The 26,105-nt window shown below is 63.1% G+C and carries 16 protein-coding genes, 1 tRNA gene and 1 CRISPR repeat array; of the genes, 7 read left to right on the top strand and 10 right to left on the bottom strand.

All coding sequences use genetic code 11. From position 1 onward, the window contains the following. Nucleotides 1-20: 20 nt before the first annotated feature. The gene (gene ispG / locus LQ956_RS08225) at nt 21-1,253 is read left to right on the top strand and encodes a flavodoxin-dependent (E)-4-hydroxy-3-methylbut-2-enyl-diphosphate synthase (protein WP_238623039.1); all 1,233 of its coding nucleotides are present in this window, start codon (nt 21-23) and stop codon (nt 1,251-1,253) included. On the opposite strand, the gene LQ956_RS08220 is transcribed toward ispG, so the two are convergent. After that, the gene (locus tag LQ956_RS08220) at nt 1,254-2,729 is read right to left on the bottom strand and encodes an HDOD domain-containing protein (RefSeq protein WP_238629717.1); all 1,476 of its coding nucleotides are present in this window, start codon (nt 2,727-2,729) and stop codon (nt 1,254-1,256) included. 118 nt (nt 2,730-2,847) lie between these two features. Between LQ956_RS08220 and motA the strand changes: the two genes are divergently transcribed. Together motA and motB are read left to right on the top strand one after the other, a co-directional pair. After that, nucleotides 2,848-3,705, top strand: a complete 858-nt coding sequence (motA, locus tag LQ956_RS08215) for a flagellar motor stator protein MotA (RefSeq protein ID WP_238629718.1) — start codon at nt 2,848-2,850, stop codon at nt 3,703-3,705. 6 nt (nt 3,706-3,711) lie between these two features. Next, nucleotides 3,712-4,572: a flagellar motor protein MotB gene (gene motB / locus LQ956_RS08210; protein WP_238629719.1), complete on the top strand. Its 861-nt coding sequence runs from the start codon at nt 3,712-3,714 to the stop codon at nt 4,570-4,572. On the opposite strand, the gene LQ956_RS08205 is transcribed toward motB, so the two are convergent. Further along, nucleotides 4,562-6,019 (bottom strand): carboxysome shell carbonic anhydrase, encoded by a 1,458-nt coding sequence (locus LQ956_RS08205; protein WP_238629720.1) that lies wholly within the window; start codon nt 6,017-6,019, stop codon nt 4,562-4,564. The genes motB and LQ956_RS08205 overlap by 11 nt on opposite strands. Nucleotides 6,020-6,211: 192 nt before the next feature. Here LQ956_RS08205 and LQ956_RS08200 point away from each other — a divergent pair, with 192 nt between their 5' ends. Beyond that, nucleotides 6,212-7,126 carry a LysR family transcriptional regulator gene (locus LQ956_RS08200; RefSeq protein ID WP_238623536.1) on the top strand — a complete coding sequence of 305 codons (915 nt, stop codon included), beginning with the start codon at nt 6,212-6,214 and terminating at the stop codon, nt 7,124-7,126. Nucleotides 7,127-7,191: 65 nt separating this feature from the next. Beyond that, nucleotides 7,192-7,266, top strand: a tRNA-Val gene (locus LQ956_RS08195). A gap of 104 nt (nt 7,267-7,370) precedes the next feature. On the opposite strand, the gene LQ956_RS08190 is transcribed toward LQ956_RS08195, so the two are convergent. From LQ956_RS08190 to LQ956_RS08180, 3 genes are all read right to left on the bottom strand, one after another. Further along, nucleotides 7,371-9,491: a tetratricopeptide repeat protein gene (locus LQ956_RS08190; RefSeq protein WP_238629721.1), complete on the bottom strand. Its 2,121-nt coding sequence runs from the start codon at nt 9,489-9,491 to the stop codon at nt 7,371-7,373. Nucleotides 9,492-9,699: 208 nt separating this feature from the next. Then, complete coding sequence (locus LQ956_RS08185) at nt 9,700-11,880, bottom strand: sulfatase-like hydrolase/transferase (RefSeq protein ID WP_238629722.1); 2,181 nt, start codon at nt 11,878-11,880, stop codon at nt 9,700-9,702. A 25-nt stretch (nt 11,881-11,905) separates the two neighbouring features. After that, a complete protein-coding gene (locus tag LQ956_RS08180) occupies nt 11,906-14,071 on the bottom strand; it encodes a sulfatase-like hydrolase/transferase (RefSeq protein WP_238629723.1) in 2,166 nt (721 codons plus the stop codon). A gap of 437 nt (nt 14,072-14,508) precedes the next feature. Here LQ956_RS08180 and LQ956_RS08175 point away from each other — a divergent pair, with 437 nt between their 5' ends. Then, on the top strand, nt 14,509-15,858 hold the full coding sequence (locus LQ956_RS08175) for a sensor domain-containing diguanylate cyclase (protein ID WP_347402220.1): 1,350 nt from the start codon (nt 14,509-14,511) through the stop codon (nt 15,856-15,858). A 96-nt stretch (nt 15,859-15,954) separates the two neighbouring features. Here the strand turns inward: LQ956_RS08175 and LQ956_RS08170 are convergent, their stop codons facing one another. Next, nucleotides 15,955-17,211, bottom strand: a complete 1,257-nt coding sequence (locus LQ956_RS08170; protein ID WP_238622659.1) for a peroxidase family protein — start codon at nt 17,209-17,211, stop codon at nt 15,955-15,957. 581 nt (nt 17,212-17,792) lie between these two features. Here LQ956_RS08170 and LQ956_RS08165 point away from each other — a divergent pair. Next, the gene (locus LQ956_RS08165) at nt 17,793-18,260 is read left to right on the top strand and encodes a phasin family protein (protein WP_238629725.1); all 468 of its coding nucleotides are present in this window, start codon (nt 17,793-17,795) and stop codon (nt 18,258-18,260) included. Nucleotides 18,261-18,335: 75 nt separating this feature from the next. Next, nucleotides 18,336-23,305: a CRISPR direct-repeat array (repeat unit 29 nt; unit sequence CGGGTCATCCCCGCGCCTGCGGGGAACGG). Between the two features lie 106 nt (nt 23,306-23,411). On the opposite strand, the gene cas2e is transcribed toward LQ956_RS08165, so the two are convergent. The 4 genes from cas2e to cas5e are packed head-to-tail and all read right to left on the bottom strand — an operon-like array spanning nt 23,412 to nt 26,102. Beyond that, on the bottom strand, nt 23,412-23,702 hold the full coding sequence (gene cas2e, locus LQ956_RS08160) for a type I-E CRISPR-associated endoribonuclease Cas2e (RefSeq protein ID WP_342707673.1): 291 nt from the start codon (nt 23,700-23,702) through the stop codon (nt 23,412-23,414). 7 nt (nt 23,703-23,709) lie between these two features. Beyond that, a complete protein-coding gene (gene cas1e, locus LQ956_RS08155; protein ID WP_238629726.1) occupies nt 23,710-24,630 on the bottom strand; it encodes a type I-E CRISPR-associated endonuclease Cas1e in 921 nt (306 codons plus the stop codon). Nucleotides 24,631-24,654: 24 nt separating this feature from the next. After that, nucleotides 24,655-25,347, bottom strand: a complete 693-nt coding sequence (gene cas6e, locus LQ956_RS08150) for a type I-E CRISPR-associated protein Cas6/Cse3/CasE (RefSeq protein ID WP_238629727.1) — start codon at nt 25,345-25,347, stop codon at nt 24,655-24,657. Further along, a complete protein-coding gene (gene cas5e, locus LQ956_RS08145; RefSeq protein WP_238629728.1) occupies nt 25,347-26,102 on the bottom strand; it encodes a type I-E CRISPR-associated protein Cas5/CasD in 756 nt (251 codons plus the stop codon). The genes cas6e and cas5e overlap by 1 nt, the downstream gene beginning before the upstream one ends. Between the last annotated feature and the right edge of the window lie 3 nt (nt 26,103-26,105).

Here is a 26,105-nt window from a genome sequence, read left to right as displayed (position 1 = left end):
GAACGGGATCCTTGCCGCTGATGAATGCCAATATTCCAGGTTACCGTCGCCATGTCACCGTCCCTGTCCGCGTCGGCCATGTGGTGGTCGGTGGTGACGCCCCGGTGGTGGTGCAGTCCATGACCAACACCGATACCGCCGACGTGGAAAAGACCACCCGTCAAGTGGCCGACCTGGCCCGGGGCGGTTCGGAATTGGTACGTATCACGGTCAATACCGAAGAAGCCGCCGCTGCCGTTCCCCACATCCGTGAAGCGCTGGATGCCATGGGCCTGAACGTGCCCCTGGTGGGAGATTTCCATTTCAATGGTCATCGCCTGCTCAGCAAGTATCCGGCCTGTGCCGAGGCCCTGGCCAAGCTGCGCATCAACCCGGGTAATGTGGGCCGCGGTGCCCGGCGCGACACCCAGTTCGCCCAGATGATCGAGATGGCCTGCCGCTATGACAAGCCGGTACGGATCGGCGTCAACTGGGGCAGCCTGGATCAGGAACTGCTCGCCCGCATGATGGACGAAAACGCCCGGCGGGATCAGCCGCTGGATGTCCAGGACATCAACCGCGAGGCCCTGATCGAGTCCGCCCTGAGCAGCGCCCGGCGCGCCGAGGAGATCGGCCTGCCCCATGACCGCATCCTGCTCTCCTGCAAGGTCAGCGGTGTCCAGCCCCTGATTCGTGTCTATACCGATCTGGCCGCCCGCTGCGACTATCCCCTGCACCTGGGCCTGACCGAGGCGGGCATGGGCGTCAAGGGCATCGTCGCCTCCACTGCCGCCCTGGCGGTGCTGCTGCAGCAAGGCATCGGCGATACCATCCGCGTCTCCCTCACCCCGGAACCGGGGGCCGAGCGGGTCAAGGAAGTGATCGTGGCCCAGGAAATCCTGCAGAGCCTGGAACTGCGACGCTTCATCCCGGCCGTGGTGGCTTGCCCCGGTTGCGGCCGCACCTCCAGCGATTATTTCCAGCACCTGGCCCAGGATATTCAGAACTATATCCGCCACAACATGCCCGACTGGAGCAAGCGCTATCCGGGCGTCGAGGAGATGACCGTGGCAGTAATGGGCTGCGTGGTCAACGGCCCGGGGGAAAGCAAGCATGCCAACATCGGCATCAGCCTGCCGGGTACCGGTGAAATGCCCGTGGCCCCGGTCTATGAGGATGGCGAAAAGACCGTCACCCTCAAGGGCGACCATATCGCCGAGGAATTCCAGCAACTGGTGGAGCAGTACATCGAACGCCGCTACGGCAGGGGCTGATCAGCGCAACGTGCGGATCGGCTCGGCACGGGGCCGGGGCCTGGCTCCGGCCGCCTGCTGCAACCTCAGCAGCTCGGCCTGAGCCAGCGTCGTCAAGCGATTGAACCCGGCCAGGGCCCGCTTATCCAGCGCACAAGCCCGGGAACGCCGGTCGGCGTAGACCATGCCGACGGGGTGCTCTCCGGCAAACAGGGAGTGGGCGAAGAATTCCTGGACGCCAATGGCCGCACGCAGGGATTCGGGCACCTGCGGCCACATCTCCGCCACGTTGCCGGGATTGAGCCAAAACGAGGCAGGGCGCCTCATGAGCACCGTCAGCAGATGGCGTCCATTGAGATCAATGGTGGCCCGATTGAAATCCGGTTCATAATCGGTGCCTTCCATAGAGGCCGGCACCAGCCTCTCCCCACCGTCCTCCAGACGGGCGAAGACAACCCGGTTCAGTCCAAGACCGTGGTGCAAACCGGCCAGCAACACCTCCACCACCTCATCTTCATCGGCCGACGCGGCGGCCTGAAGGCGGGCTTCAGCCTGCGCAAACCGGTCCGACCTGGGCGCCAGACAGAAGGCCGGCGCGGGTGATGTCGGACCCTGTCGCAACTGTTCGGCGATATCCTCGATCTGCAGTTCCGGGATCGGTGCCATGATGCCGTAAAGATCCCCATAAAGATTGAACTCCCCGGAGACGCGGTTGATCTGTGTCACCACGGTTTCCGCATCCACATCCAGATACTCAGCCGCCAGCCGCAAATCTCCGACCAGCCCCGGGCTGCACCAACCCCGCATCGCTTCACGGGCCAGTTTGGCCGCCAGCATGACCCCCAGGGTGCGCAGGTGGCGGGCATTGGCAGGACGCATGCAATGCCGCACCATCTCCGGCAGTTGCCAGGACTCCGCCAACTGGTGGCCCATGGCGCGCAGGCTCAGATCCAAGGCCACATATTCCGCCTCATGGGGTAGAACGGAGCTATCCGCCATCAGCGAGAGGTAGCGCTGGATCCGCCGTTCCTCATGGGCCGCCAGGACCAGCTCGCCCAGGTTGTAAAACAAACCGGCCAGGGAGACCTCGGCGGGGATCATGTCGTGGCGGATGTCACCCCAGACCTCCGCCAACAGGGCGGTATAGGCGGAACGGGCAGCCACCTGGAGATAGCGGGCCTGGGCGGCAGGATCGAGCAGGCGCTCCAGCGGCATGACATTTTCCATGCAGCGCAAAATACCCTGGATGCCGATCATCATGGCGGCCTCGTCCAGGGACACCACCTCGCTGTGGAAGTGGCGATGGGGCACCGCGTTGGCGGTGCGAACGACGCTGAGGGCCAGCCCCGGATCCCGCTGGATCAGACGAGCCACCAGACGCATGCTGGATATCTGATCCGAGTCCAGATCAGCCAGTAACCCGCGGGTACCCGGCAGCAAGGGAAGGCCCCTTTCACCAAAAACACCGACCCACTGGCCCGGTACGTGTTTGCCCATCAGCTCGCTCCTTCAGATTGAGCAGTGCTTCACAGAGTTAGATTCGGTTATTATGGCCCGCATTCTCACATCCTAGCCAGCCCAAAGCCCCAGCCAGGCACCCGGAGGAACACGGCCCGTGAATCTCATTCTAGGCTCAATCATCGTTATCGTTGCCGTACTGGGCGGATGGTCCCTTCATGGCGGGCAGCTCATCCTGATCTGGCAGCCCTACGAGTTCATCATCATCATCGGGGCGGCCTTGGGGGCCTTCGTCATTGCCAACCCCATGAAGACAATCATGAAGGTCATCACCCTCATTCCCAAAATGATGGGCGGCCCCGTCTACAAGAAAGACGATTACATGGAGCTGCTGAGCCTGATGTATGACCTCTTCACCAAGGCGCGCAAGGAAGGGCTGATGGGCATCGAAGGGGATGTTGAAGAGCCGGAAAACAGCCCCCTGTTCGAAAAATACCCCCGGGTACTGAAGAATCATCATGCGGTGGAATTCATCTCGGACTACATGCGTCTGGTGGTCAGCGGCAGCATGAACTCCTTCGAGCTGGACAACCTGATGGATATCGATATCGAAACCCACCACCATGAGGCGGCAGACCCCGCCCATGCGGTGAGCCGGGTGGCCGACGGTCTGCCGGCCTTCGGTATCGTCGCGGCAGTGCTGGGCATCGTGAATACCATGACCGCCCTGGACGGCCCCATCGACAAGATCGGTGGCCTGGTGGCCGCCGCACTGGTGGGTACCTTCACCGGGATCCTCCTGGCCTACGGTTTTGTGGGTCCTCTGAGCAATGCCCTTGAACGACGCGCCGACGAAGAAAGCAAATATCTGGCGGTCCTCAAGGCTTGCATCCTTGCCAATGTACAGGGCTACAGCCCGCAGGTGGCGGTGGAGTTCGGGCGCAAGGCCATGACTTCCAACATGCGCCCCAGCTTCATCGAGCTGGAACAGCACCTGCGCGGCAACAAGGAGTAAGCGGCCTTGGCGATGGATGAGAAAAAACAGCCGATCGTCATCAAGCGGATCGTCAAGAAAGGCGGTCACCATGGCGGTGCCTGGAAGATCGCATTTGCGGATTTCGCCATCGCCATGATGGCCTTCTTTCTCCTGCTGTGGATTCTATCGGTCACGGATGACGTGCAGAAGGCAGCGATCTCCCAATATTTCCAGGATCCCTCCGCCGCCATGGGGATCAGTCCCACCCCGCCCTACCCGACCGAAGGTGATGGGGCCTCACCCTCCATCATCGACTTTGAAGGCGCCATCGACATGGAGCGGGCCGAAGAACTGGCCCGGGAACTGGACCAGCAGCGGCTGGAGAACCTCAAGGAAGTGCTGGAAGAGGCCATGGAACAGAGCCAGGCGCTGGAGCCCTTCAAGGACCAGTTGCTGTTGGACATCACGCCGGAGGGCCTGCGCATCCAGATCGTCGACAAGGAAAACCGTCCCATGTTCGACCTGGGCAGTTCCCAGTTGATGAACTACTCCACGGCCATCCTGCGGGAACTGGGCGCCATCATCAACCAAGTGCCCAACAAAATCAGTATCACCGGTCACACGGACGCCCGCCCGTTCATCAGGGTCAACTACAGCAACTGGGAGCTGTCCACCGACCGGGCCAACGCCGCACGACGCGCCATGCTGGCAGGCGGCATGGAAGAGAGCAAGGTAGGACGTGTGGTCGGCCTGGGTTCCACGGTGCTGTTTGATCGGGAGAACCCTGAAAACCCCATCAACCGCCGTATCAGCATCATTGTCATGAACCAGGCAACGGAACAGTCCATCCTCAAGGAGGACTCGGTGGAGTATCGGGGCGATCAGTCCCTGCCGTTCACGCCCTGAGCAGTTCCCGGCCCTGCGGGCCGAGAAACTCCAGCGCGCCCCCGGCGTCCCGGGCCCGCAATGCGCCCCGGCAGACCATGCCACCCTGGTGAACCAGGGCGGCATGGCGGTCCTCAATGGCACGGCAAAGCTCCAGGCAGCGGGCGGCCTCACGCTCCCGGCTACCCGGCACATGTGCATCATAGAGGCGATGAACCAACACCGGCACCGGCAAACCAAGTCGCGCAGCCTCGCCCTTCAGCACCCCCTGCACGCCGATGTCCAGGGCCTCGCCCATCACTTCCATGGGTGCGGCACCCATGCACCAGGCCAGGTTGCGCAGTTGCACCTCGTCCAGGGCATCACCGACGATGACCAGCCGCTCCGCCCGCTCCCCCTGCGCATGCCGACCACCCCGATACAGGTGCAGATAATCAAGCTGTGACAAATTACCCTGCAGCAGCAGCGCCATCAGGCGCACCAGTCCCTCCCTGGGAGGCTCCCCCCCCGGGCCATCGCCGCCAAGGTCACGCACCGCATGATGAATGCTCTGGTACAAGCGCAGGGAAGCCATCCGGGGCTCCAGAGACAGGGTCTGACGATAGAGGGTCAGGCTGTCGACGAAGACATCGGCGCGCATCCGGCCATGTGCATCAGGAACGTGGACCCGGATCCCGTCCGTATCCGTATCCACACCAATCAGCAAGGTGTCCAGCGGCGGCGGCCTGGACAGGCCGTTACCGCTGGATTCCCTGAAGGACCGGAGTCGATCCAGTAGCAGGGATGCCCGGCTTTCGGCGGTGCCGCCAGCCTCGCAACAGAAGGGATCCGAGGGCTGTAAAGACCTGAAGTGATAGACACAGACCTTGAGATAGCGGGAAGGCACATTGGCTGGCACAGGGACGCCCTCCAGATGCCGGAGCAGCTCGCAATAGCGCCAATGCTCCACCTGGCTTTCCACATCGAAGAACCCTCCCACTCGGGCACAAGGCCGGACCTGCAGGCCCGGCAGGCGCAGGATCAGACGCTTGAGGCCCATCAGGCGACCGTCGGGACAGGCGCTCGCCACCATGGCATGCACATCGCAATCCAGCAAATCCCCCAGCACCGCTTCCACATCCATGATGGGGGCCGGACAGTCGCGCCAAGCCCCCTCCACCATCTGTGACAGGATCCGAAAGATGCCGTGGGCATAGAGCAGACGCACATCCAGCCCCCCGACCCAGGACCGCTCGACCACTTCATCGGGCCATGCAAAGCCCAGCCGGTCCTGGGCCATGGCCTGAATCCGACGCGCATGATCAGGCCCCATGGCCTGGTACTGCATCTCCCTGAGTGCTGGAATCAGGGCTTCCAGCTTGCCTTCAAACACCCTCTCAAAGGCATGCAGCCTGCCATGGGTGGCCGATTCGGCCAGAGGGTGATGGACGCTACCGGGTACATCGCCGATTTCCGGATCCGGTTCCATGGTCATATCCCGCTCACTCACGTCTGATCAGCCTCTTGTTCCTTTGTTCGTACATCTGAAAATTCGACTGGAATAATCGATTTTTATTCCTGTCCGCATTAGGCAATACTCGTAGGATGTGGCTGTGGCCAGACACAGAGCCATTTCCTCTGTCTGGCCGAGGACAATCCTGCCCCATGGAGACAACGGCACATGAATTTTACCTTTCGACAACTCAAGGCATTCGAGGCGGTCGCCCGGCATCTGAGCTACACCCGGGCCTCGGAAGAACTGCATCTTACGCAACCTGCCGTTTCCATGCAGATCAAACAGCTGGAAGAGCATGTTGGCCTGCCGTTGTTTGAGCAAATCGGCAAACGGATCTATCTTACCGATGCTGGCAAGGAGCTTTATCACTACAGCTGCGCCATTGCCAATCAGCTGGCGGAAGTGGAGATGGTGCTCAACGAAATGAAAGGCCTGCGGCGCGGACATCTGAACATCGCCGTTGCCGGCACGGCCAACTACTTTGTCCCCCGTCTGATTGCCGCGTTCCATCAGCGCCACCAGGGCGTCTCGGTGACCCTGGAGGTCAACAACCGAGAGTCCCTGCTCAAACTGCTCGACATGAACGCCATGGACCTGGCCATTATGGGACAACCTCCCTCGGGGGAGCCGGCCGCCCACCCGTTCCTGGAAAACCCACTGGTGATCATTGCGCCGCCGGATCATCCGCTGGCCCGGGAGAGGGATATCCCGGTCGCGCGTCTGGCCAGTGAGCATTTCGTGGTCCGAGAGGAAGGTTCTGGAACCCGAGGTGCCGCGGAGCGTTTTTTTGAAGCCCGCGGCATCACCCTGCAAGCGACTCAGCAGATGCACAGCAGCGAAGCCATCAAGCAGGCGGTGGAGGCCGGACTGGGGCTGGGTTTGCTGTCCCTGCATACGCTGGAGATGGAGCTGATCCTGAAACGTCTAGTGGTACTGGACGTGGAGGGGTTCCCCATCCAACGTCAGTGGTATGTGGTCCACCCCCGGGGCAAGCGTTTTTCCGGCGTGGCCGAGGCCTTCATGAAGTTCACCCTGGAGGAAGCCGGGCACCTGCTAAAGACGCCCGAGTGGCGCAATTAAAAAACCCCGCCGGGCGTGTTGACAGCCTCAAGGTGCCTCCCTATAATCACGCCTTCTTCGCACCTGGGCGGTTAGCTCAGCGGTAGAGCACTGCCTTCACACGGCAGGGGTCAGTGGTTCGATCCCACTACCGCCCACCAAATGTAGTAACAAAATCAGCGACTTACGGGAAACCGGAGTCGCTTTTTTTGTGCCTGGCCACAGGTAACATGGCTTGTGTCACCATAGGGCCCGAACCTCCGGATCAAGGGTGCCCAACATCCGAGGACATGACAGTGAGTGACGCCTGTAATGCCAGAACGTCAGGATTCCCGGGATGTCGTTCCAGTAATCCCGCGCTCATCGACAGTGCCCTTGGTATTTCGCCACGATCCAGATAGATCGTCGCCAGTGCCCAGGCAATATCGAAGTCTGCCGGAAATTCATGGTGTGCCGACTCCAAGAGCTCCACGGCGTCTTCCTGCTCACCCATGGAATTCAGCGCGATGCCCAGGACATAGACAAAGCGCCGATCCCCAGGATTCAGTCGCTTGGCATCCCGCAATGCCTCCAGTCCCTCCCCGTGCCGACCTGTGCGGACGAGTAACAGGCCGAGGGCATGGTGCAGTGCGGCGTTTGACCCATCGATCGAGAGTCCCTCACGCAGCAACCTCTCTGCCGCGTCTTCCCTGCCGATGCGTCGATACAGATCGGCCAGATTAACGCGCGTCACTGTGCCCGCCGGCTCCATCGCCAGCGATGCCCGATAGTGCGCCAGAGCCTGTTCAACCTCCCCGGCTGCCAGCGAGAAGTCTCCCAGTTGGGTCAGGGCCTCCGGCCGGTTCGCGATGTAGGTGTAGGCCGCAAGATGTTCGTCCGCCGCACGATCAAAGCTTCCGGCATCCTCCTCGGTCAGCAGATCGCGCAGGCCGGCAAACGTCACCGCTGCCTCGAGTCGCACAGCGCGTACGGAATCCGTCAGGCCAGCGGTTCCAAACCGCACGCGCGATTCAACCGGCAGGCGACGCAGGACGCGTTGCGCGGCAATACGCAGCAAGGGATCCGGATCTGCCAGGCTTGCGCCGAGTACGTTGTAGTCCTCGCTCGATAGGGGATGGCTCAACAACGTCAGGGCGGTTGCCCGCACGATGCCCCCATGGACAGGCGCAGTCATGACTTCGCGCAATGTTGCATTCGCATGGCCGACTCGTGCCGCAACCAGCGCCGTCGCGAATTCGGGGCGCTCGAATACCGCCGTACCGTACCAGGCACGCATTGCCTCGGAAGCCCAGTCTGCATCCTGATCGGTGTGGCAGCCGGTGCAGGCGTTTGGGGTTCCGATCGAGCCCGTCAGGTCCGGCCGCGGCACGCGAAAGCTGTGGTCACGTCGATCATCGACCACCATGTACGTGCGCGCAGTCATGTGACAATCGACACAGCCCACATCCGCCTGCCCGTGCCGGTGGTGCTCCGGATCGGCAAATCGCGCCGGTGAATGGCATTGCGCGCAGACGTTATTGGGACTGCCCCCTGTGACGAGTTCCAACGAATGTGGATTATGGCAATCGCTGCAACTGACACCTGCCTGGTACATGCGACTTTGCACGAACGAACCATACTCAAAGACTTCACCATGAATCTGGCCATCGGCAAAATAAAGAGAATCCTCGAGCAAGGCGGGAAGGTGTGTCTCCGTCAGCGGTCGGCCGAACTCGTACTCCGGCGCCAGCAGGCCGCGTCGTGAATGACAGCGTCCACACGCCTCCGGCTGGCGCGGCGGATGCCATCGCACCTCACTGCGGCGGGCGATGCCGCTGACAGGATTCATCTGCCAGGTCGCCCCCCTACGGTCATCGAGATTGACCGGGAAACCCGAATTCGCACCGAATGCATCGCCCTCGACCTGGGCAACATGGCGCGACCCCGGCCCATGGCAGGCCTCACAGCCCACATTGATTTCGGCATACGATGTGTCGAACGCATCATCCTTTGGCGTATAGCCCAGCTCAACCTGTGTCGAGTGGCATTCCGCACACATGTAATTCCAGTTCTGCTCACGGCCGGTCCAGAACAAGGCGTCTCCCGGTTGAATATTCTCCTCCGGGTAGAGGTGAAACCAGCGTTGACCGCCCTGCCCCCTGGGCCGCGTGTCCCAGGCGAAGGGCAATGCCTGCACATGGCCGCGGGGCAACTCGACGAGGTACTGCTGCAGTGGCTCAACGCCAAAGGTGTACTTGATGCGAAACTCCGCTAATTGCCCATGGCCATCAACCGTTGTTACGAAGTAACCCTCCTCGCGCCGGTGGAAGAGCGTTTCGCTGCCAAAATAGTCGAACGTGGCATTGGAAAAATCACCCAGGACGGTGCTTCCATTGGCTTCCTGCATGGCGAGATCGTGATGTGAACCCCGCCAATCGGCAGCCTCCTGGGGGTGACAACCCGCGCATGATGCGCTGCCGACAAACGCCGGCGACGACTCGCCTTCGGCCACGGCGCCGACGGAATTCCGACTATCACCACAAGCCACGAGGCTCGCGATAATCGCAACACAAAAAAGGCAGGCCCGCAGACCGTTCACTGATCAGCCCTGTGCATCAACGCACCGCACTTGCGGTCGGCAACGGCCCGGCCGGCGCCAAAGGCCAACCCTCCCTGCAGTCCAACCCAAGGTGCTCCAGAATGATGTCCCGGTCCAGCGTATCGGTGCGGCCATCCAGGTTCAGGTCGTAAACACTGGAGCCTCCCCATGGCTGCGCATAGCGCTCCCATTCCTGCAGATCCCTTTCGTCGACCATCCCATCGATGTTGCCGTCACCCGGGCAGGCAACCACCGTTGCACGCAGGGCTGCCAGTTGATCGGTGAGCTCCACGTAGGCAGCCTGCTGCTCGTGGCTCAGCCCATCCAGCGGCAGGTTGGTGTCCTCCCGGTCGATCCAGGGCGTGTCCAGCGGCACGTCGATCTCGTACAGCTCGGTCACCGTTTCATCGACACACGAACCCGGGTTCGATTCACAATCCTTGAAGGTGTTCTCCACCAGTTTGAAGCCTTCGTTGCGCACGGCGATGGAGACCAGCGGTTGAATGTAAAAGGACTCCCCGCCGTTACGCTCCACAAAATCCCTCACCTGCGAACAGTACTGGAAGCCCTCCGCGGGCGCCGGGACCCCGTTGACTTGCGCGTCGGTGCCCTCACCCCACCAGACGCCGTTGTTGTCTTCACAGACGCTGCGGACGATGGGGATCTGCGTGCAGCTGTTGATGATGAAGCATGGGCCGTTGACCGCCCCGTCAGCCTGCAGGTTCAAGCCCACCTCCGTGTAGTTCCAACTGCGGACGGCCGGCTCACCCGGATCGATCAGATACGGCAGCATGGGCATGGCATCGATCGGCCGCGGTACCTCGGCTTGCACGTCGGTGATGCCGGCGATCTCGGCGAACAGCGCGAAAAGATCAACGACATTCACCATCGAACTCACGATGCGGCCAGGCTCGTTCACCAGTGGACCGGCCACGATCAGGGGTACCCAGACACCGGTCTGGTAGGCGGAACCCTTGGATCGGCTTGGGTCGAAGGGCAGCTTGACGGTGGAACCCAGGGTGCCGTTGTCACCCAGGATCACGACCATCGTATCGGTCGATTCCGGCGTGTACACCAGGTCTCCCTGGGCATTGCGGCTGGCGACGCCGATGGCCACCAGCAGACGGCCGATCTCGAGGTCGAGGGATTCGACCATCAGATTCGAGAGGATGCGCTGGGCCAGTGGATTGGTGCAGTCCAGGTGACTGCTGGCGATGTTGGCGGCGGATGTGGGATCGACGGGCGGCTGCACCAGGGGCGTGTGAATGGACGCAAAGCTGACAGTGGCCATCCAGGGCTGGTCCGCCGGGCGCGAATTGATCCACTCAGCGGCGGCATCGACCGCGAAGCTGGCGCGAAACTGGCGTGCCCGCGGATCCGTGAAGGGTAGTTCCTCCACCGAGCCGTCGGCGAAGTTGTAGGTCACCGGTGATACGGAGTGGGCGTTCTGGCGCTCGAAATCCAGGTAATCCGGCGCGGCCACCTGGCAGTGTGTGTTCGGAACGAAAAGACCACCGTCGTCGCGGCAACTGCGTCCGGGCGGAACACGGCCGCCAGCGGGCACGCTGCAGCTGCCGTCGGGCAGGTAACAGGCGCCGACATCGGCACCGTTGGCCATGTGGCCGCCAGGTACGAAACCACAACTGTAGGTTCCAGGTGGGGCAATGCCACCGGCGGTCGTGTCAATGGAGGGGGGGTCGCCCGTTTCGTCCAGCCAGCCGGCAAAATAGTCCCAGCCCAGCTCATGCACAACGGCCTTGCCTGCGGGATTCATGTCCGGCAGCGCGATGTGAAACTTACCGATCATCGCGCTCTCGTAGCCCCGCGTGGCCAGCAGCTTCGAGATGGTCATTGCGTATGGCGAGGTCATCGAGTTGGCGAGATCGTTGGGACCGAGCGCCGCCTTCACGTGGGTGCGAAGGGGAAACCGCCCTTCGTACATGGTGGCCCGGGTGGTGGAGCAGGCTGGCATCGACCAGGTGTCCGTGAAGCTTACGCCCGCCCCGGCAATGTCGGCGATATTGGGCGTACCGGGCGGCGTGGCGCCACCAAAGCCGAAGATCTCCATCTGGTCCATGCCCACATCGTCCAACACCAGGAACAGGATGTTGGACGATTGCGCAGCGGGATCCGGGTCATCAGAAGAACTCGAACTGCAGCCGCCGATGGTCACCAACAAAGCGATCCCGACGATCAAGCAGGTCCACCGTGGACCGATGGAACTACTCCCGGGCAGCCTGTAACGGCCCTGGCACGGAGCAGTCTCTGAGGAAATGATGTTCGACGATGCTGCGGTCCAGTTCATCGGTCACCCCATCGTTGTTGAAGTCAAACACGCTCGGGCCGCCGAAATTGGCCTCGACGCCGTCCAGATCCCGCTGATCAACCCGCTTGTCGAGATTGCCGTCGCCGGGGCAATCCACCTCCGAGGCGAGTAGCGCCCGCGCCGTGTCGTAGAGCTGCGTGTAACTTTCCTGGGCATCGGCGTTCAAAGGCCCCTGCTGCAGCAACTCATCCTCCGGGTTGTCCAGGCCTGCAGGATTCGTCAGGCTGGTGGCCTGCAGGTCGTAGAACTCCAGAGGCGGCCCGTCGCACGGGGCTCGTTCATTGCTGATGAGCTTGTAGCGGGCATTGCGAATCGCCCAGGCGGAGAGCGGCACGATGGTCAGGTCGTCATACAGCGCCGCATCCCTGACGGCGCAGCAACCATCAAGCCCCGCCGGCGGGGCGCCTTCCGGTCCGAAGGGCGTGCCACCCGTATCCCGGCACATCTGCTCGGACACAAAGAGGATATCGGTGCAGATGTTCGCGCCGGAAAACGACAAGACGCAGGGTGGGGTGGTCATCCCCGACGGTTTCTGACCACCGCCGATTTCCATGAACACGGTGCTGCGGATGGGGTCTTGGTCGGCATTGCGCAGGTAGGGCAGGACCGGTTGCGAATCGAGCGTTCGCCGGGACGGAACCGCATCATGCACGTCGATCCCGGCAATCTCGCCAAACAACTGGAACAAGTCGACCACGCTGACGAGATCATCCACGGTGCGTCCCGGCTGCACGACACCGGGGCCGGCCACGATCATCGGCGCGCGCACGCCGGTTTCGTAAATGGTGCCCTTGGAGCGCGTGGGGTTGTACGGGGGCTTGACGATCGGGATGAAGGTACCATTATCGCCAATCAGGATCACCACCGTGTTGGAGCCCTCAGGGGTGTATTCAAGACTGCCGTCATCGGCTTGCACAGCGAGCCCGGCGCCCACAAGCAAGCGCCCGATCTCCTTATCCATGGCCTCGATCATCTGGTTGCCCAGTAAGCGCTGGGCGAGCCCCCCGGTACAATTGGGCGCCTCGATGCCTGCGTGCGGCAGGAGATTGTCGGGGGGCGGCTGGAAGGGGACATGGGCGGCACTGTAGCTCACCGTGAGCATCCACGGTCCCTGCCCGGTTTGCGCCCGGATCCAGTCGATCGAGGCGTCGGTCTCGGCGACCGTCATGTACTCCCGGGACAGGCTCTGCTGCAGGACGCCCTGTGCCACCTCCGTCCTGAGCCAAACGTAGAAACCGTTCATGATGCTGAAATCGGGGTAGGGATCCATGCCGAGGAGTTCCCGGGCCGCTGAACCGGCGGCCGCACCTTCCAGGGTCGTGGCAAACTGGCCGTCGGCGTCCAGGGCCGGGATCCCACCCAGCGCCAGGCATTCCTTGCCCGTATAGCCGGCGCCATGTTGGTAATCCATTTGCGGCGTCTGACCGGGATCCTCCCGCCAACACACGCCGCGGGTCGGTCCCAGTGGCACGCCACAGGAAAAGCGCTCGGGATCACCACCAAACGTGTCGGCGTCGTATTGACCGCCGATGGTCGTATCCAGTGGCGGCGGCCCGCCATAGATATTGCCTGCATAGTAGTCCCAGCCCATGACCGACGGGGCCAGGTAACCGTCCGGGTTCAGCTCAGGCCCGCCGAGGTGGTACTTGCCGATCATGGCGCTGGTGTAGCCGCGTGTCGCAAGCACCTTCGGGATGGTCTCCTCGAACGGAGAGATCTGTGCGCTTGGCAGATCATCCGGGAGAATCGCCGCGTTAACGCCGGTCCGGAAGGGATAACGACCGGTAAAGAAGGATACGCGGCTCGGTGAACACTCGGGCATCGTGTAGAAGCTCGCAAAACTGACGCCGTTTCCGGCGATCGTATCGATGCTGGGTGTTTGTGGCGTCACCGCCAGCGGCGATGAGTTGAAGCCGTTCAACTGGTCAATTCCCACGTCGTCCAGGACGATGAAAAGGATGTTCGGCGGCGGCTGGCGCTGGTGCTGCGTTGACGAATCACTGCACGCGCCCAGCCCCATCAGCAGGACCAGCAGGCAGGCCGTTCTCAGGTATGTCTTCACGCTCGCCCCCGTGCCAACCTCATCATCGTCGACACGACCGACTATCGGCGCCCGCCAGGTGTCAGTCTGTGCGTTCACCCACACAGGAATGGGAAACCGGGGTCGCTTTTTTTGTGCCCTGCAGTGAGTTGTCCACAACCGGCTGCCGGCATCGTTTTTTGCGGTGGAGATCGACTGACCGCTCTGGGCTGAGACGGGCTATCGACTCTTCAGATGGTCGCAAGCGTTTCCAGGTCTTGGCGATTACGGCCTCATGCTCTGGCGGGCACGTGCTCATGGCCGGGCGGGGTGAAGCGCGCGAACAGGGAAATCGCCGCCACTGCCCCCGGAGCCCGAGCAGAGTTGGAGACTGCCAACTGTACAGACTGGCTGTCGGCATGCGATAAAGGGCGGGTTGATCATACTCCCGCCGGCGCCGAAAGTGGGGACAAGCCACAATGGATCAGCGTCCACCGAGCCAACCACCGCCCATGGGCAAGACATCGCAAGAATCCACTGCCCCCCCGCCCCGCTGTGAGGCCCATTACCGCCTCCTGGTCGAGCAGCAGAATGACTTGATCGTCAAGGTCGATACCGGGGGCCGCTTCCTCTACGTGAGCCCGGGTTATTGCAAAACCTTCGGGAAGCGCGAGGAGGATCTGATCGGCCAACGTTTCATGCCCTTGGTGCACCCGGATGATCAGGCCCAGACCGAAGCTGCGATGGCGAACCTCTACCGCCCACCGCACCGCTGTTACCTGGAACAGCGGGCCATGACCCAGGATGGCTGGCGTTGGTTTGGCTGGTCCGACGCCGCCCTGCTGGACGAGCGGGGAGAAGTCACTGCCATTATCGGTGCCGGTCGTGATATCCATGACAGCAAGCTCGCGGAACTCCAACTCTTGCAGACGCAACGAATGCTCGAACTTGCCCTTGAGGCCGGTGGCATCGGCACTTATATCGCCGATTTCACCACCGGTGAGGTGTTCGCAGACGCGCGTTACCTGGCCCAGATCGGCTATCAACCCGAAGAGATCGCCATCACCGACGAGTGGTGGCGGGCGAACGTCCATCCCGAGGACCTGGCGGGCTTCACCGAGCAAACGGGTGAAGTCATCCATGGTGGCCTGAATGTCTTCACCGCTGAGTACCGCTTTCGACATCGCGATGGGCGCTGGATCTGGCTACAGGACCACGCGCGCGTCTATGAACGCAATCCAGAGGGAGTCGCCGTTGCAGTCAGCGGACTGAGGATCGACATCCACCGTCGCAAGGAGGCCGAGTTGCGCCTCGCCTACCATGCCGACCACGATCCGCTGACCGACCTGCTCAATCGACGCGGCATGTGGCATGTGATCCGTGGCATCCAGGCACAAGGTCAGCGGGGGCACCGCCCAAATGCAATTGCGATCCTTGATCTCGATTTTTTCAAATGCGTCAACGACACCTATGGTCATCTCGTCGGCGATCAACTGCTCCAGGAGGTCGCCAGGGTACTCAGCGCCGGTACCCGCGAGGCCGACTGGGTCGCGCGCTGGGGCGGTGAAGAGTTTCTGATCCTGATGCCCGATACCACTCTGACTCAGGCACGGGGTTTCATTGAGCGCCTGCGCCGGCAGATCGAAACGACGCCTTTCCTGATCGCCCAGCACTCGCTCAGCATTACCATCAGCGCCGGTCTTGCCTCTTCACATATTGAAGAACACGACAGCCATGAAGCCTTTGTCAGCCGCGCCGACATGGCGCTCTACGCAGCCAAGAAGGCCGGTCGCAATCAGGTCTGTACCGAAGCAGCCGAGGCGGATTAGGGCCGCCGGCAACTGAAAGGCGGAGCCTACCCATGACAGGCTGGAATCGACAATCAAGCCACGGGCTTCCATGCCCATGGTGTCCTTTCAGATCGACTACAAGCTCGCACATTCCGATTGGGCGGCGGCCCGGGATTGGTGACTGCGCTGAGCGATATTGACCAGATCCTCCAGTGTGAAGTGTCCTTCTTCCTTCGAGTGCAAGGTGGGCCTCCAATGGGGGGCATGGTTAACGAAACTCGCCCGATCCCCTTCCAGAAGACCAATTAGCACTTCAGCCACAATCTGGCCGCCCACCTCGCCCAGATGCTGGCCGGACTCGCGCACCTCGGCTTCGCGCAGGATGTAGTACCACAACGGTGCGGGTACCGGCAGGGGGGTCGGCAATCCGGGCACATGGCCCCAGAGTTCCTCCTGACTCAGCACATCGGCGCCCATGCAGGCGGCCACCGATTGCCCCGACGGCAGGGAGAAGGCAGCACCCCGTTTGAGATTACGAGTGGCCAGCGAACGTGCCTCATCCGGGATGCCAGGGGGTACCACCGAGTCCGGCAGAAAGAGCAACGACTCATTCAGCCGGGTGTTGATCAGACGACTGGGCTGCACATCCTGGCCATCTCCCAGAAAACTCGACCAGTCCACCGTGTGCTCCCTGGCAACAGGCACACCGCCCCGAAGATCGCTGAGCCCCTCGTCCCTCGGCGCATCGGCCTCGGTCGGGAACAGTCGCGCCCCACCCGCGGTAGCGTTGATGCGGTAGCCGGCCCGCACCTGGCTGTGCCCGAAGCGGAAGGCGGCCACGCTGAACTCCACCGGTATGTAGGGCTCTTCATCAAACCAATAGTAGCGTCGCCCGTGATCCAGGATTTCCTCCACCCGCGCCTGACCACAGATACGGGGCAGATAGTCGTGCAGGACAATCCACTGATAGTGCCAACGCACGAGTCTCTGGGCCTCCTCGAAATCCCGGCCTGCCTCCCCGTCAAACACCTGGTTGTGGAATTTGGCAAAGGCCAGGTGCAGCTGCGAGACAATGAGATTCTCATCGTTTCGTGGGTCACCGATGATGGCAGTGCCACGGTGATTCCTGAGGAGGTCATGGTCGCCCTCGGCCGAGGTCAGGAACCGGCCCTCGCCATCATAGAGGTAGGGCTGGGCCGCCGGCCCTGCGCCGTACAGGGAATCCAGTTCCAGCATGGGGGTGCGGAAGTTACGCAATGCCTGGGGATCGTTCTGGGATTCCAGGCTGGAGGTGGGGTCGAAGGTGATGTCGTGGTCGACAAACTGACCGAAAAAGGTGAAGCCGGCAGGGATGCCGGGATTGTCGCCCTCATCCCCAAGATCATCTTTCATGGGGCCATCGGCGGCCCCCAGGGCATGGGGTTGTGCAGGTTGAGGGAGATGCGGCTCCTTGAGGGAGCGCAGATGAGGAAACATCCGGCCAAAACGACCGGGCTGGCCAAACACCCCCTTTTGAGGGCAATGGCCCCGAAGATATTCACCGTGCATGGGTGTACTCCTCATGAAGCTGCGACGTCATTTTGATGGGGCCGTAGCGACCTCCTTCTGTGGGTGACTAAAGGGGAAATCCATACTCTATTGCTTGGTTTATAGTCCTTGTTTCCAGAATGTCCAGTCGTATCCAAACGGTTTCAGCCCGAAGAGGGCGGACCCCAAATCACCGTCAACCGGCGCCCCCGGTCGATGGTTGGTCCGAATGAATCGCGGAAGTGGATGAACATCTGCGCGGGGTTCTGGAAAAGGTCGATGGGGTGAAGGCGCTAAGGTGATTTTTTGGTCAAACTGTGCTGTTCGCCACAGATTAAACGCAGAGTGAGTGTGGACATGCGGCGATGTCCGTCTATTCTCGGAGAGTCGAGTGCATGAAAGTGTGCTCGGCGCCGTCACAACCCACCCGACAGGAGTCAGCTCACATGGCAGAGCAGAATAACCTCTTCGACGCGCCGGAGATGATGAAGCTTTTCGATCCGAACTATTACATGGAACAGATGAACCAAATGCTGAAGCAGTACCAGATGCCGCAGATGGACACCAAAGCGTTGATTAAGGCCCAGCTCAAGAACGTGGAGGCGATGGTGGCCGCTCATTGCACCCTGGTCGAGAACGCCGGGGAGCTCATGCAGCGTCAACTGGAACTGGTGAAGGATGTCATGGAGGAGGTCAACAAGAAGACCCGGGAGCTGTCCAAGGCTGAGGCCGGAGACCTGCCCGCTCATCACCTGGAGCTGATCGCCGCCATTTATGAGCACATGAGTGTCAACATGCGGGAGATCAGTAAAGGCATGCGCGCAGCCCAGGAAGCTTCCATGCAGAAACTGGACGAGCGTTTTCGGGAAAGCCTGAAGGAACTCAATGGAATCGCGGAAAAAAAGGCTGCGTAGGTCTTACGGCACCCACCCTCCTCCTGGATGAGGAGGGCTGCGGACGTGAAAGGGGGTCAGTCATGGATCAACTGACGGGTCATCCCCGCGCCTGCGGGGAACGGGTACTTCGTGCTGGGGTCGATTGCCTCGGGCGTGGGTCATCCCCGCGCCTGCGGGGAACGGGTATTTTGCTGCAACTTTCGAGACTGAGGTTTTGGGTCATCCCCGCGCCTGCGGGGAACGGACTTCCGCCAGCCGGGCGATGATCACGCCGGCCGGGTCATCCCCGCGCCTGCGGGGAACGGCTCAGGCAGTCCATTCTGGATAATGGATTCTGCGGGTCATCCCCGCGCCTGCGGGGAACGGTCCATCCATACCGGGCTGGCGTAGTTCTGCCACGGGTCATCCCCGCGCCCGCGGGGAACGGATCATGATACTGACAGTCTCGCCGGTCACGGCCGGGTCATCCCCGCGCCTGCGGGGAACGGCGGTCAAACTCCTCCACTAGCCACGATTCCACCGGGTCATCCCCGCGCCTGCGGGGAACGGATCCAGGACGCAATCGTCGTCAACGCCGATGCCGGGTCATCCCCGCGCCTGCGGGGAACGGCATCTTCTGATCGCGGGTCAAGATGCAGACAGCGGGTCATCCCCGCGCCTGCGGGGAACGGGGAAGATCGGTATGCTGCCCTGATGGGCAACACGGGTCATCCCCGCGCCTGCGGGGAACGGTCGATGAACAGGCGGCCCTCGTGGATCCAGCACGGGTCATCCCCGCGCCTGCGGGGAACGGACACGAACGGCATTTACGTCCGGGTCCGCACGCGGGTCATCCCCGCGCCTGCGGGGAACGGGTCGACCTCGGGGAGTTGGGTATCTGCTGGAGCGGGTCATCCCCGCGCCTGCGGGGAACGGGCGATGCAGCTGGCTGTCCACCCGCTCAGTGACGGGTCATCCCCGCGCCTGCGGGGAACGGGGCGGCTCTCTGCTCCTGCCTGAGCAGCCGAACGGGTCATCCCCGCGCCTGCGGGGAACGGTCGTGCCAGTACCGCCGCCGGATTTCGCGGACCGGGTCATCCCCGCGCCTGCGGGGAACGGCTATACCCCCCGGCGCAGAAGCAAGGCAAGGCCGGGTCATCCCCGCGCCTGCGGGGAACGGTCAGTGGCCGTGCGCTGCCTAAGCGCGCACATCGGGTCATCCCCGCGCCTGCGGGGAACGGACCCCAGCAAGAAACGGGGCCTACATTTTCCGCGGGTCATCCCCGCGCCTGCGGGGAACGGATCTGCTCGGCTGGCTCCTGGAACTGGCCAAACGGGTCATCCCCGCGCCTGCGGGGAACGGGCCTGGCACACCCGCGAGGATCGTTTCACTGACGGGTCATCCCCGCGCCTGCGGGGAACGGCCACCCTGCGCGCCCAGCTCAATGGGCGGGAGCGGGTCATCCCCGCGCCTGCGGGGAACGGAAAAACCTCGAATTCCTGAGAATCAATCTCAACGGGTCATCCCCGCGCCTGCGGGGAACGGCAGCCTAGAGCCACGCATACAAAAGCTCCCTGCGGGTCATCCCCGCGCCTGCGGGGAACGGCTCATACCCTTGCAGGAGCGCGTTAGCGCCCGCGGGTCATCCCCGCGCCTGCGGGGAACGGTGCATCCAGCATTGCCTGGTTCTCAGCCAAGGCGGGTCATCCCCGCGCCTGCGGGGAACGGGCTGTACTCGCCCATGACCTTGTAAATCAGGCCGGGTCATCCCCGCGCCTGCGGGGAACGGGACAACCAGGGAGATAATGACAGTGATTAATTTGGGTCATCCCCGCGCCTGCGGGGAACGGTCCTTCCGAACACACCATGTCGAATTCCCCACCGGGTCATCCCCGCGCCTGCGGGGAACGGGCGGCCTGGATGGCGGCAATCACGTCCGCGGGCGGGTCATCCCCGCGCCTGCGGGGAACGGAGCAAGCCCCACGTCAAGCTGCACCGTGGGTACGGGTCATCCCCGCGCCTGCGGGGAACGGGCGTTCATATCCTCCAGAATCTCATCAGGGGTCGGGTCATCCCCGCGCCTGCGGGGAACGGCGCTCCCACTCCACACGCTCAACGCGCATGCTCGGGTCATCCCCGCGCCTGCGGGGAACGGCGTCGGCTGCCTCTGCGCCCTCGATGCCTCCACGGGTCATCCCCGCGCCTGCGGGGAACGGTTCGTCCCCCGGCGGGTCTATCAGGCGAGACCCGGGTCATCCCCGCGCCTGCGGGGAACGGCGAGCCTCAAATATCAGGCTCTTGTGTCGCGACGGGTCATCCCCGCGCCTGCGGGGAACGGTCGGGCCAGACGGTGAAGCCGGGGATGGGCACCGGGTCATCCCCGCGCCTGCGGGGAACGGATCCCAGGCGCTGGGCAACAATGCCTCAGGATCGGGTCATCCCCGCGCCTGCGGGGAACGGACCCGCACAAAGGCGACATCGTCCCCCACAGCTGGGTCATCCCCGCGCCTGCGGGGAACGGGTGGGCCGTGCGCCGAGACGGGCATAGACGGCCGGGTCATCCCCGCGCCTGCGGGGAACGGAATGGCGCAACAGGTGGGGCCGGAAGCGGAAACGGGTCATCCCCGCGCCTGCGGGGAACGGCCAGGCAGGAGCTGTTCCACGTCAAGAACAAGCGGGTCATCCCCGCGCCTGCGGGGAACGGCCGGTCAGCAGGGTCAAAAACCTCAGCATTGACGGGTCATCCCCGCGCCTGCGGGGAACGGAGCGGCAGATTTACCGATGCCAGCAAACGGGTCGGGTCATCCCCGCGCCTGCGGGGAACGGGCTGTCTGTACGCGCATGGACGTGACTCGTAACGGGTCATCCCCGCGCCTGCGGGGAACGGAATGACGTTCGTAACACCGAATCCGGCCAGGGCGGGTCATCCCCGCGCCTGCGGGGAACGGCGGTCTGTCAATTAGAGCAGGACTACAGCGATCGGGTCATCCCCGCGCCTGCGGGGAACGGATATTCTCGCCAACATGCCCAACGCTCAGGCGCGGGTCATCCCCGCGCCTGCGGGGAACGGATCAATTCCCGAGTCTCAAACCCTGTTAGCGTCGGGTCATCCCCGCGCCTGCGGGGAACGGGGCCGGCGGGCCTCGACATCATCATCAACCCGCGGGTCATCCCCGCGCCTGCGGGGAACGGGGGATCACCCCCGGACGTGACCCACATAAGAGCGGGTCATCCCCGCGCCTGCGGGGAACGGGGGTGCTGATGCAGGTCGTTGAAGTCGGTGAGCGGGTCATCCCCGCGCCTGCGGGGAACGGTCGGTGCCTGGGATTGGGAGCTTTTGCAAGGCCGGGTCATCCCCGCGCCTGCGGGGAACGGCCTGGACGGATTCCCGGACCACTCGACGCGACCGGGTCATCCCCGCGCCTGCGGGGAACGGGTTCTGAATCCTGGATGCCTCCCATGTGGGAACGGGTCATCCCCGCGCCTGCGGGGAACGGGCTCTGACCCTGAGCCGCCTCAGCATCCTGAACGGGTCATCCCCGCGCCTGCGGGGAACGGGGGGCGCGTGTATGAAAGCTATGTTGTTTGGTCGGGTCATCCCCGCGCCTGCGGGGAACGGCTCTGTACTCAATTGGTCTTATCAAAGATTACCGGGTCATCCCCGCGCCTGCGGGGAACGGGGCCTGAAACTGAGTTGGCTACTGATCGCATCCGGGTCATCCCCGCGCCTGCGGGGAACGGACCATCATCAGCGCGTTTTCCTGAATCCAGTGCGGGTCATCCCCGCGCCTGCGGGGAACGGTTTCAAGAGTCCGGGTGTAAGTATTACCCGGACGGGTCATCCCCGCGCCTGCGGGGAACGGCTGGATCGGGTCAGATTCAGGCTTTTGGCCTCCGGGTCATCCCCGCGCCTGCGGGGAACGGGCGTCACTGACCGCCGTGGCCTGGGAGGCGTCCGGGTCATCCCCGCGCCTGCGGGGAACGGTTAATCGAACGCTCCGCGGAACGAATCTCTGACGGGTCATCCCCGCGCCTGCGGGGAACGGCCGAACTGCACGGACCCGCGGCCACCGGTGAACGGGTCATCCCCGCGCCTGCGGGGAACGGGCCAGTGATATCCGCGTGCATCGGGAGCAGGCCGGGTCATCCCCGCGCCTGCGGGGAACGGGCGTCGGCGATGGCCATGGATCAGCCCAACAGCGGGTCATCCCCGCGCCTGCGGGGAACGGTGGCCAGTCATCTACTGGCTTTTCAAGGAGCGCGGGTCATCCCCGCGCCTGCGGGGAACGGCTGGCGGCCCTGCGCACCAAGGGGCTGGCTGGCGGGTCATCCCCGCGCCTGCGGGGAACGGTGCTGGCTCGGGGTCAGAGGCGTGTCACTGGGCGGGTCATCCCCGCGCCTGCGGGGAACGGAGGATCGAGGAGGCCGGGCCGACCACCTGGTGCGGGTCATCCCCGCGCCTGCGGGGAACGGGCGACCAAGGGCGTCGGCGGCCCGGGCGTGCCCGGGTCATCCCCGCGCCTGCGGGGAACGGCAGATGGAAGACGACGTCGCCCTGGCCCCGAACGGGTCATCCCCGCGCCTGCGGGGAACGGCAGTGGCTGCACGTCGGCTCGGCCACCTCGGTCGGGTCATCCCCGCGCCTGCGGGGAACGGATTCCGTGCCCAGGTGGCCAGTCATCTACTGGCGGGTCATCCCCGCGCCTGCGGGGAACGGAGCCCAGCCTGGCCCCAGCGGGTGACGGTGGACGGGTCATCCCCGCGCCTGCGGGGAACGGCCCAGGAGAAGGGTCCACCCGTATCGAACGGGCGGGTCATCCCCGCGCCTGCGGGGAACGGGGCTCCATCGCCGGCATGGCGCTGGGCGGCCCCGGGTCATCCCCGCGCCTGCGGGGAACGGCTTTTTTTTGGGGGGGGAGGATGAAATTTTTACGGGTCATCCCCGCGCCTGCGGGGAACGGGTTTTGTGTCGCCGCTGCGCTGGCCCTGAGTGGGGGTCATCCCCGCGCCTGCGGGGAACGGCAGCGCAATGGCATGACCGCCAACCGGATCATCGGGTCATCCCCGCGCCTGCGGGGAACGGACCAATTGTAGCCACCTGTTTACAAAGAAGAAAATCGCCGGGGGAATTTCCACCAGCAATTTAGCTTACTTTTTAACCAGACCGAATTGTTAAATATCTAGGCAAATCAATCAGTTGACTGAGGGGGCAGAAATTTCACCAACCTTAGCCCATCGTGATCGATCGCCTCACGTCGGTTGGAGCCATAGGTCTGGAACTCGAAACCGGACTCATGGTTGCTGGCCCAAGCCATGGCGACATTGCCATCGTCGGCCAGGGCATCGACCTGCTCCCAGATCATCTCGCGTACGCGCTTGCTAACATCGCCAACATAGACGCCGGCGCGAATCTCCAGCAACCACACGGCCAGCCGCCCGCGCAGGCGCGGCGGCACCGCCTCGGTTACCACAACCAGCATCGCCATATCATTTGCTCCGGTGTCCCTGGTCGCCGATGGACTCCGGCTCGGGAATCGCCGGTGGCATGGCCTCGGGCGCCGGAAGAGGTGGATCAATCTCGCCAGCCGCCAGCACCTCCTCGATCATCGGAATCAGGCGCTGCAACAGTTTTGTCTTCTTGAAGGCGTCACGGCAGGCAATACGCACCTCGCGTTCAGGTGCCACCGGGCTCCTCTTCGCGACCCCAAAGGCAGCGGGAACCACCGTCTCGAATTTTACGATATCCGCGATATCATAGACGAAGCTCTGGGGCTTTCCGGTATGCAGGAAGCCGATTGCCGGCGCATACCCCGCCGCCAGGATCGCCGCCTCGGTGATGCCATACAGGCAAGCCGTTGCAGCAGACAGGCACTGATTGGCCACGTCCGAGGCATCCCACTGATTCGGGTCGTAGCGCCTTCCATGCCATTTGACACCATACTGCTTGGCGAGCAGCTGATAGGTCTTGCGGACCCGAGCGCCTTCCATGCCTCGGAGTTGATCCACGCTACGCCGCAAGGGCGGAGGCTCACCGAAACGCAGCTCGAACATCTTGCGCACGACCTTCAAGCGCAGCTGATCATCCAGCGCCAACTGCGCCTGATAGAGCAGCCTGTCAGAGCGTGCCCCACCAGGCTGACCGGCGCTGTAGAGGCGAACCCCTGCATCACCGACCCAGATCAGCAGGGTCCCGACGACCGATGCCAGTTTGACGGCAGCATGGGAGATTCGCGTGCCGGGCTCCAGCAACAGGCAGGCCACCGAACCGACCGGAATATGCATGCGCTCGCCGTTCACCTCATCGATGACGACAAAGGCTCCGTCACGCACGTCGATCTGCCCCTTGCGAATGAAGATCATCGACATGCGGTCTTTCTCGGGGATGGGTTTGAGCGGAATGTATCCCATCTCGGCCTCCTTACCGGGTGACAATCAGGGACGGCGTAACAGCAGCAACCCGCAGCCAAACGCTTTGGCTCGTCCAATGCCCTGGGCCAGCGTTTCGATCAATCGACCCGGGTCAGAGACCTCCAGCAGGCCTTCATAGTCGACGCTGGAAAAGCGGATGGATCGACCTTTTTCCTTGGGCAAGGCATGCTGACGATAGGCGCCCACTTCGGGTTCTGCCGGCAACCGGAATCCCCAGGATTCGGCGCGCTCGGCCAGCCACCCACGCGCGGCATGATCCATCGCCTCAGTGCAGGCCTGGCTGGTCCGAGCCTTGCCAGCCTCAAAGGGGTACTTGGCCGCCATCAAGACATCGGCACGCCGCCCCCGCTCACCTGCCACCGACTTGGCCACGGTAGGGTTGGCCCGCAGGCGAAAAGCGAGTTGATCACCGACTTCCAGTGCCGGCGATAACTGCTTGCACTGCGCCTCGAGCAAGCCAGAAACCGGCACCGGCTCGCGATCGGACAGCACATAGAACAACGGCAAACCTCGCGGTGCTCCATCGCCCTCGGGCTCTTCCATTTCCTGGCGGAACAGGAAGGGCCGTGGGCCTTGGTGATCCGGGAATAACCGCCAGAGCAGTTGGTGGGCACCATAGGCGCCGCCCCCCATGATTTCGAACAAGGTCCCCCGAGAGAGGCCGTTGAGATCGACAACTACACGAGAAAGGTACATCAGCGTTCCTCCCTTGCCCGTACCACACGGCGGTATTCGGCGCGCGGCCCGAACTGCCAACGGCGGCGATTCAAAGGCATATCCCATACCTCGCTGGACTCCACGCCCTGACCATTGCCGTCCAGAGCATCGGCGGCGCCTTCCCAGGCATAGAGCGCGCTTTCCGGCAATCTCAGGGCCCTGCTCTCGTCACCCTCATCCGTTCCGCATAGTGGAGGAAAGCCTGCATCGAGAACATCTTGCAGCAGGGCGGAGACTTCCCGACGTGGTGCCAGTGGAGCCGCCGGTGGGCACGACTTGCGCCCCAGGTAGAGCGGAAAATGCGGTGCCTTGAGTGCCTGCTCCAGTTGTTCGAGCGTCAGCTCTGCCTGCGGTGTCAACCAGACGGCAACCGTCCAGAGCCCGTCGCAGCGGTAATCACGGCTGGAGAGGATGGTATTGATGACCCTGCGTGGTGCGCTCAATTCGTCCCGCCGGGTGCGGTAGGTCACCTTGGCTTGCGACGCCGGCACCTGCACGGTGTGGTAATCGCGCATCAAGCTGCCGGGAGAGCGCTGCTTGATGGCGATAGCGACACTATCGCGCAGTTGGCGTTGACCCTCATCATCATCCCGACGCACCCCCAACGCTGCGCCGAGTAGCCCGATGATGGCGCTTCGCCCCGGATAAGTGGCTGTAGGGCGTGACTCGCCCACCGCCGCCTCGCCCCAGCTTGCGAGCGGCGCATAGAGCCGAAAGACCAGATACTCCGTCATGAC

It is taken from the genome of Ectothiorhodospira lacustris (genome assembly GCF_022227845.1).
Taxonomy (GTDB): domain Bacteria; phylum Pseudomonadota; class Gammaproteobacteria; order Ectothiorhodospirales; family Ectothiorhodospiraceae; genus Ectothiorhodospira; species Ectothiorhodospira lacustris.
The sequence above is the reverse complement of the archived record's forward strand: the minus strand, read 5'-3'. Positions and strand labels throughout refer to the sequence as shown.

Excerpts from the sequence above, each read along its gene's own strand:
- ispG (WP_238623039.1), top strand. The coding sequence starts at position 21 with ATGAATGCCAATATTCCAGGTTACCGTCGCCATGTCACCGTCCCTGTC.
- LQ956_RS08220 (WP_238629717.1), bottom strand. The coding sequence starts at position 2,729 with ATGGGCAAACACGTACCGGGCCAGTGGGTCGGTGTTTTTGGTGAAAGG.
- LQ956_RS08205 (WP_238629720.1), bottom strand. The coding sequence starts at position 6,019 with ATGGAACCGGATCCGGAAATCGGCGATGTACCCGGTAGCGTCCATCAC.
- LQ956_RS08200 (WP_238623536.1), top strand. The coding sequence starts at position 6,212 with ATGAATTTTACCTTTCGACAACTCAAGGCATTCGAGGCGGTCGCCCGG.
- LQ956_RS08190 (WP_238629721.1), bottom strand. The coding sequence starts at position 9,491 with ATGCAGGAAGCCAATGGAAGCACCGTCCTGGGTGATTTTTCCAATGCC.
- LQ956_RS08175 (WP_347402220.1), top strand. The coding sequence starts at position 14,509 with ATGGATCAGCGTCCACCGAGCCAACCACCGCCCATGGGCAAGACATCG.
- LQ956_RS08170 (WP_238622659.1), bottom strand. The coding sequence starts at position 17,211 with ATGAAAGATGATCTTGGGGATGAGGGCGACAATCCCGGCATCCCTGCC.
- LQ956_RS08165 (WP_238629725.1), top strand. The coding sequence starts at position 17,793 with ATGGCAGAGCAGAATAACCTCTTCGACGCGCCGGAGATGATGAAGCTT.
- cas2e (WP_342707673.1), bottom strand. The coding sequence starts at position 23,702 with ATGCTGGTTGTGGTAACCGAGGCGGTGCCGCCGCGCCTGCGCGGGCGG.
- cas1e (WP_238629726.1), bottom strand. The coding sequence starts at position 24,630 with ATGGGATACATTCCGCTCAAACCCATCCCCGAGAAAGACCGCATGTCG.
- cas6e (WP_238629727.1), bottom strand. The coding sequence starts at position 25,347 with ATGTACCTTTCTCGTGTAGTTGTCGATCTCAACGGCCTCTCTCGGGGG.
- cas5e (WP_238629728.1), bottom strand. The coding sequence starts at position 26,102 with ATGACGGAGTATCTGGTCTTTCGGCTCTATGCGCCGCTCGCAAGCTGG.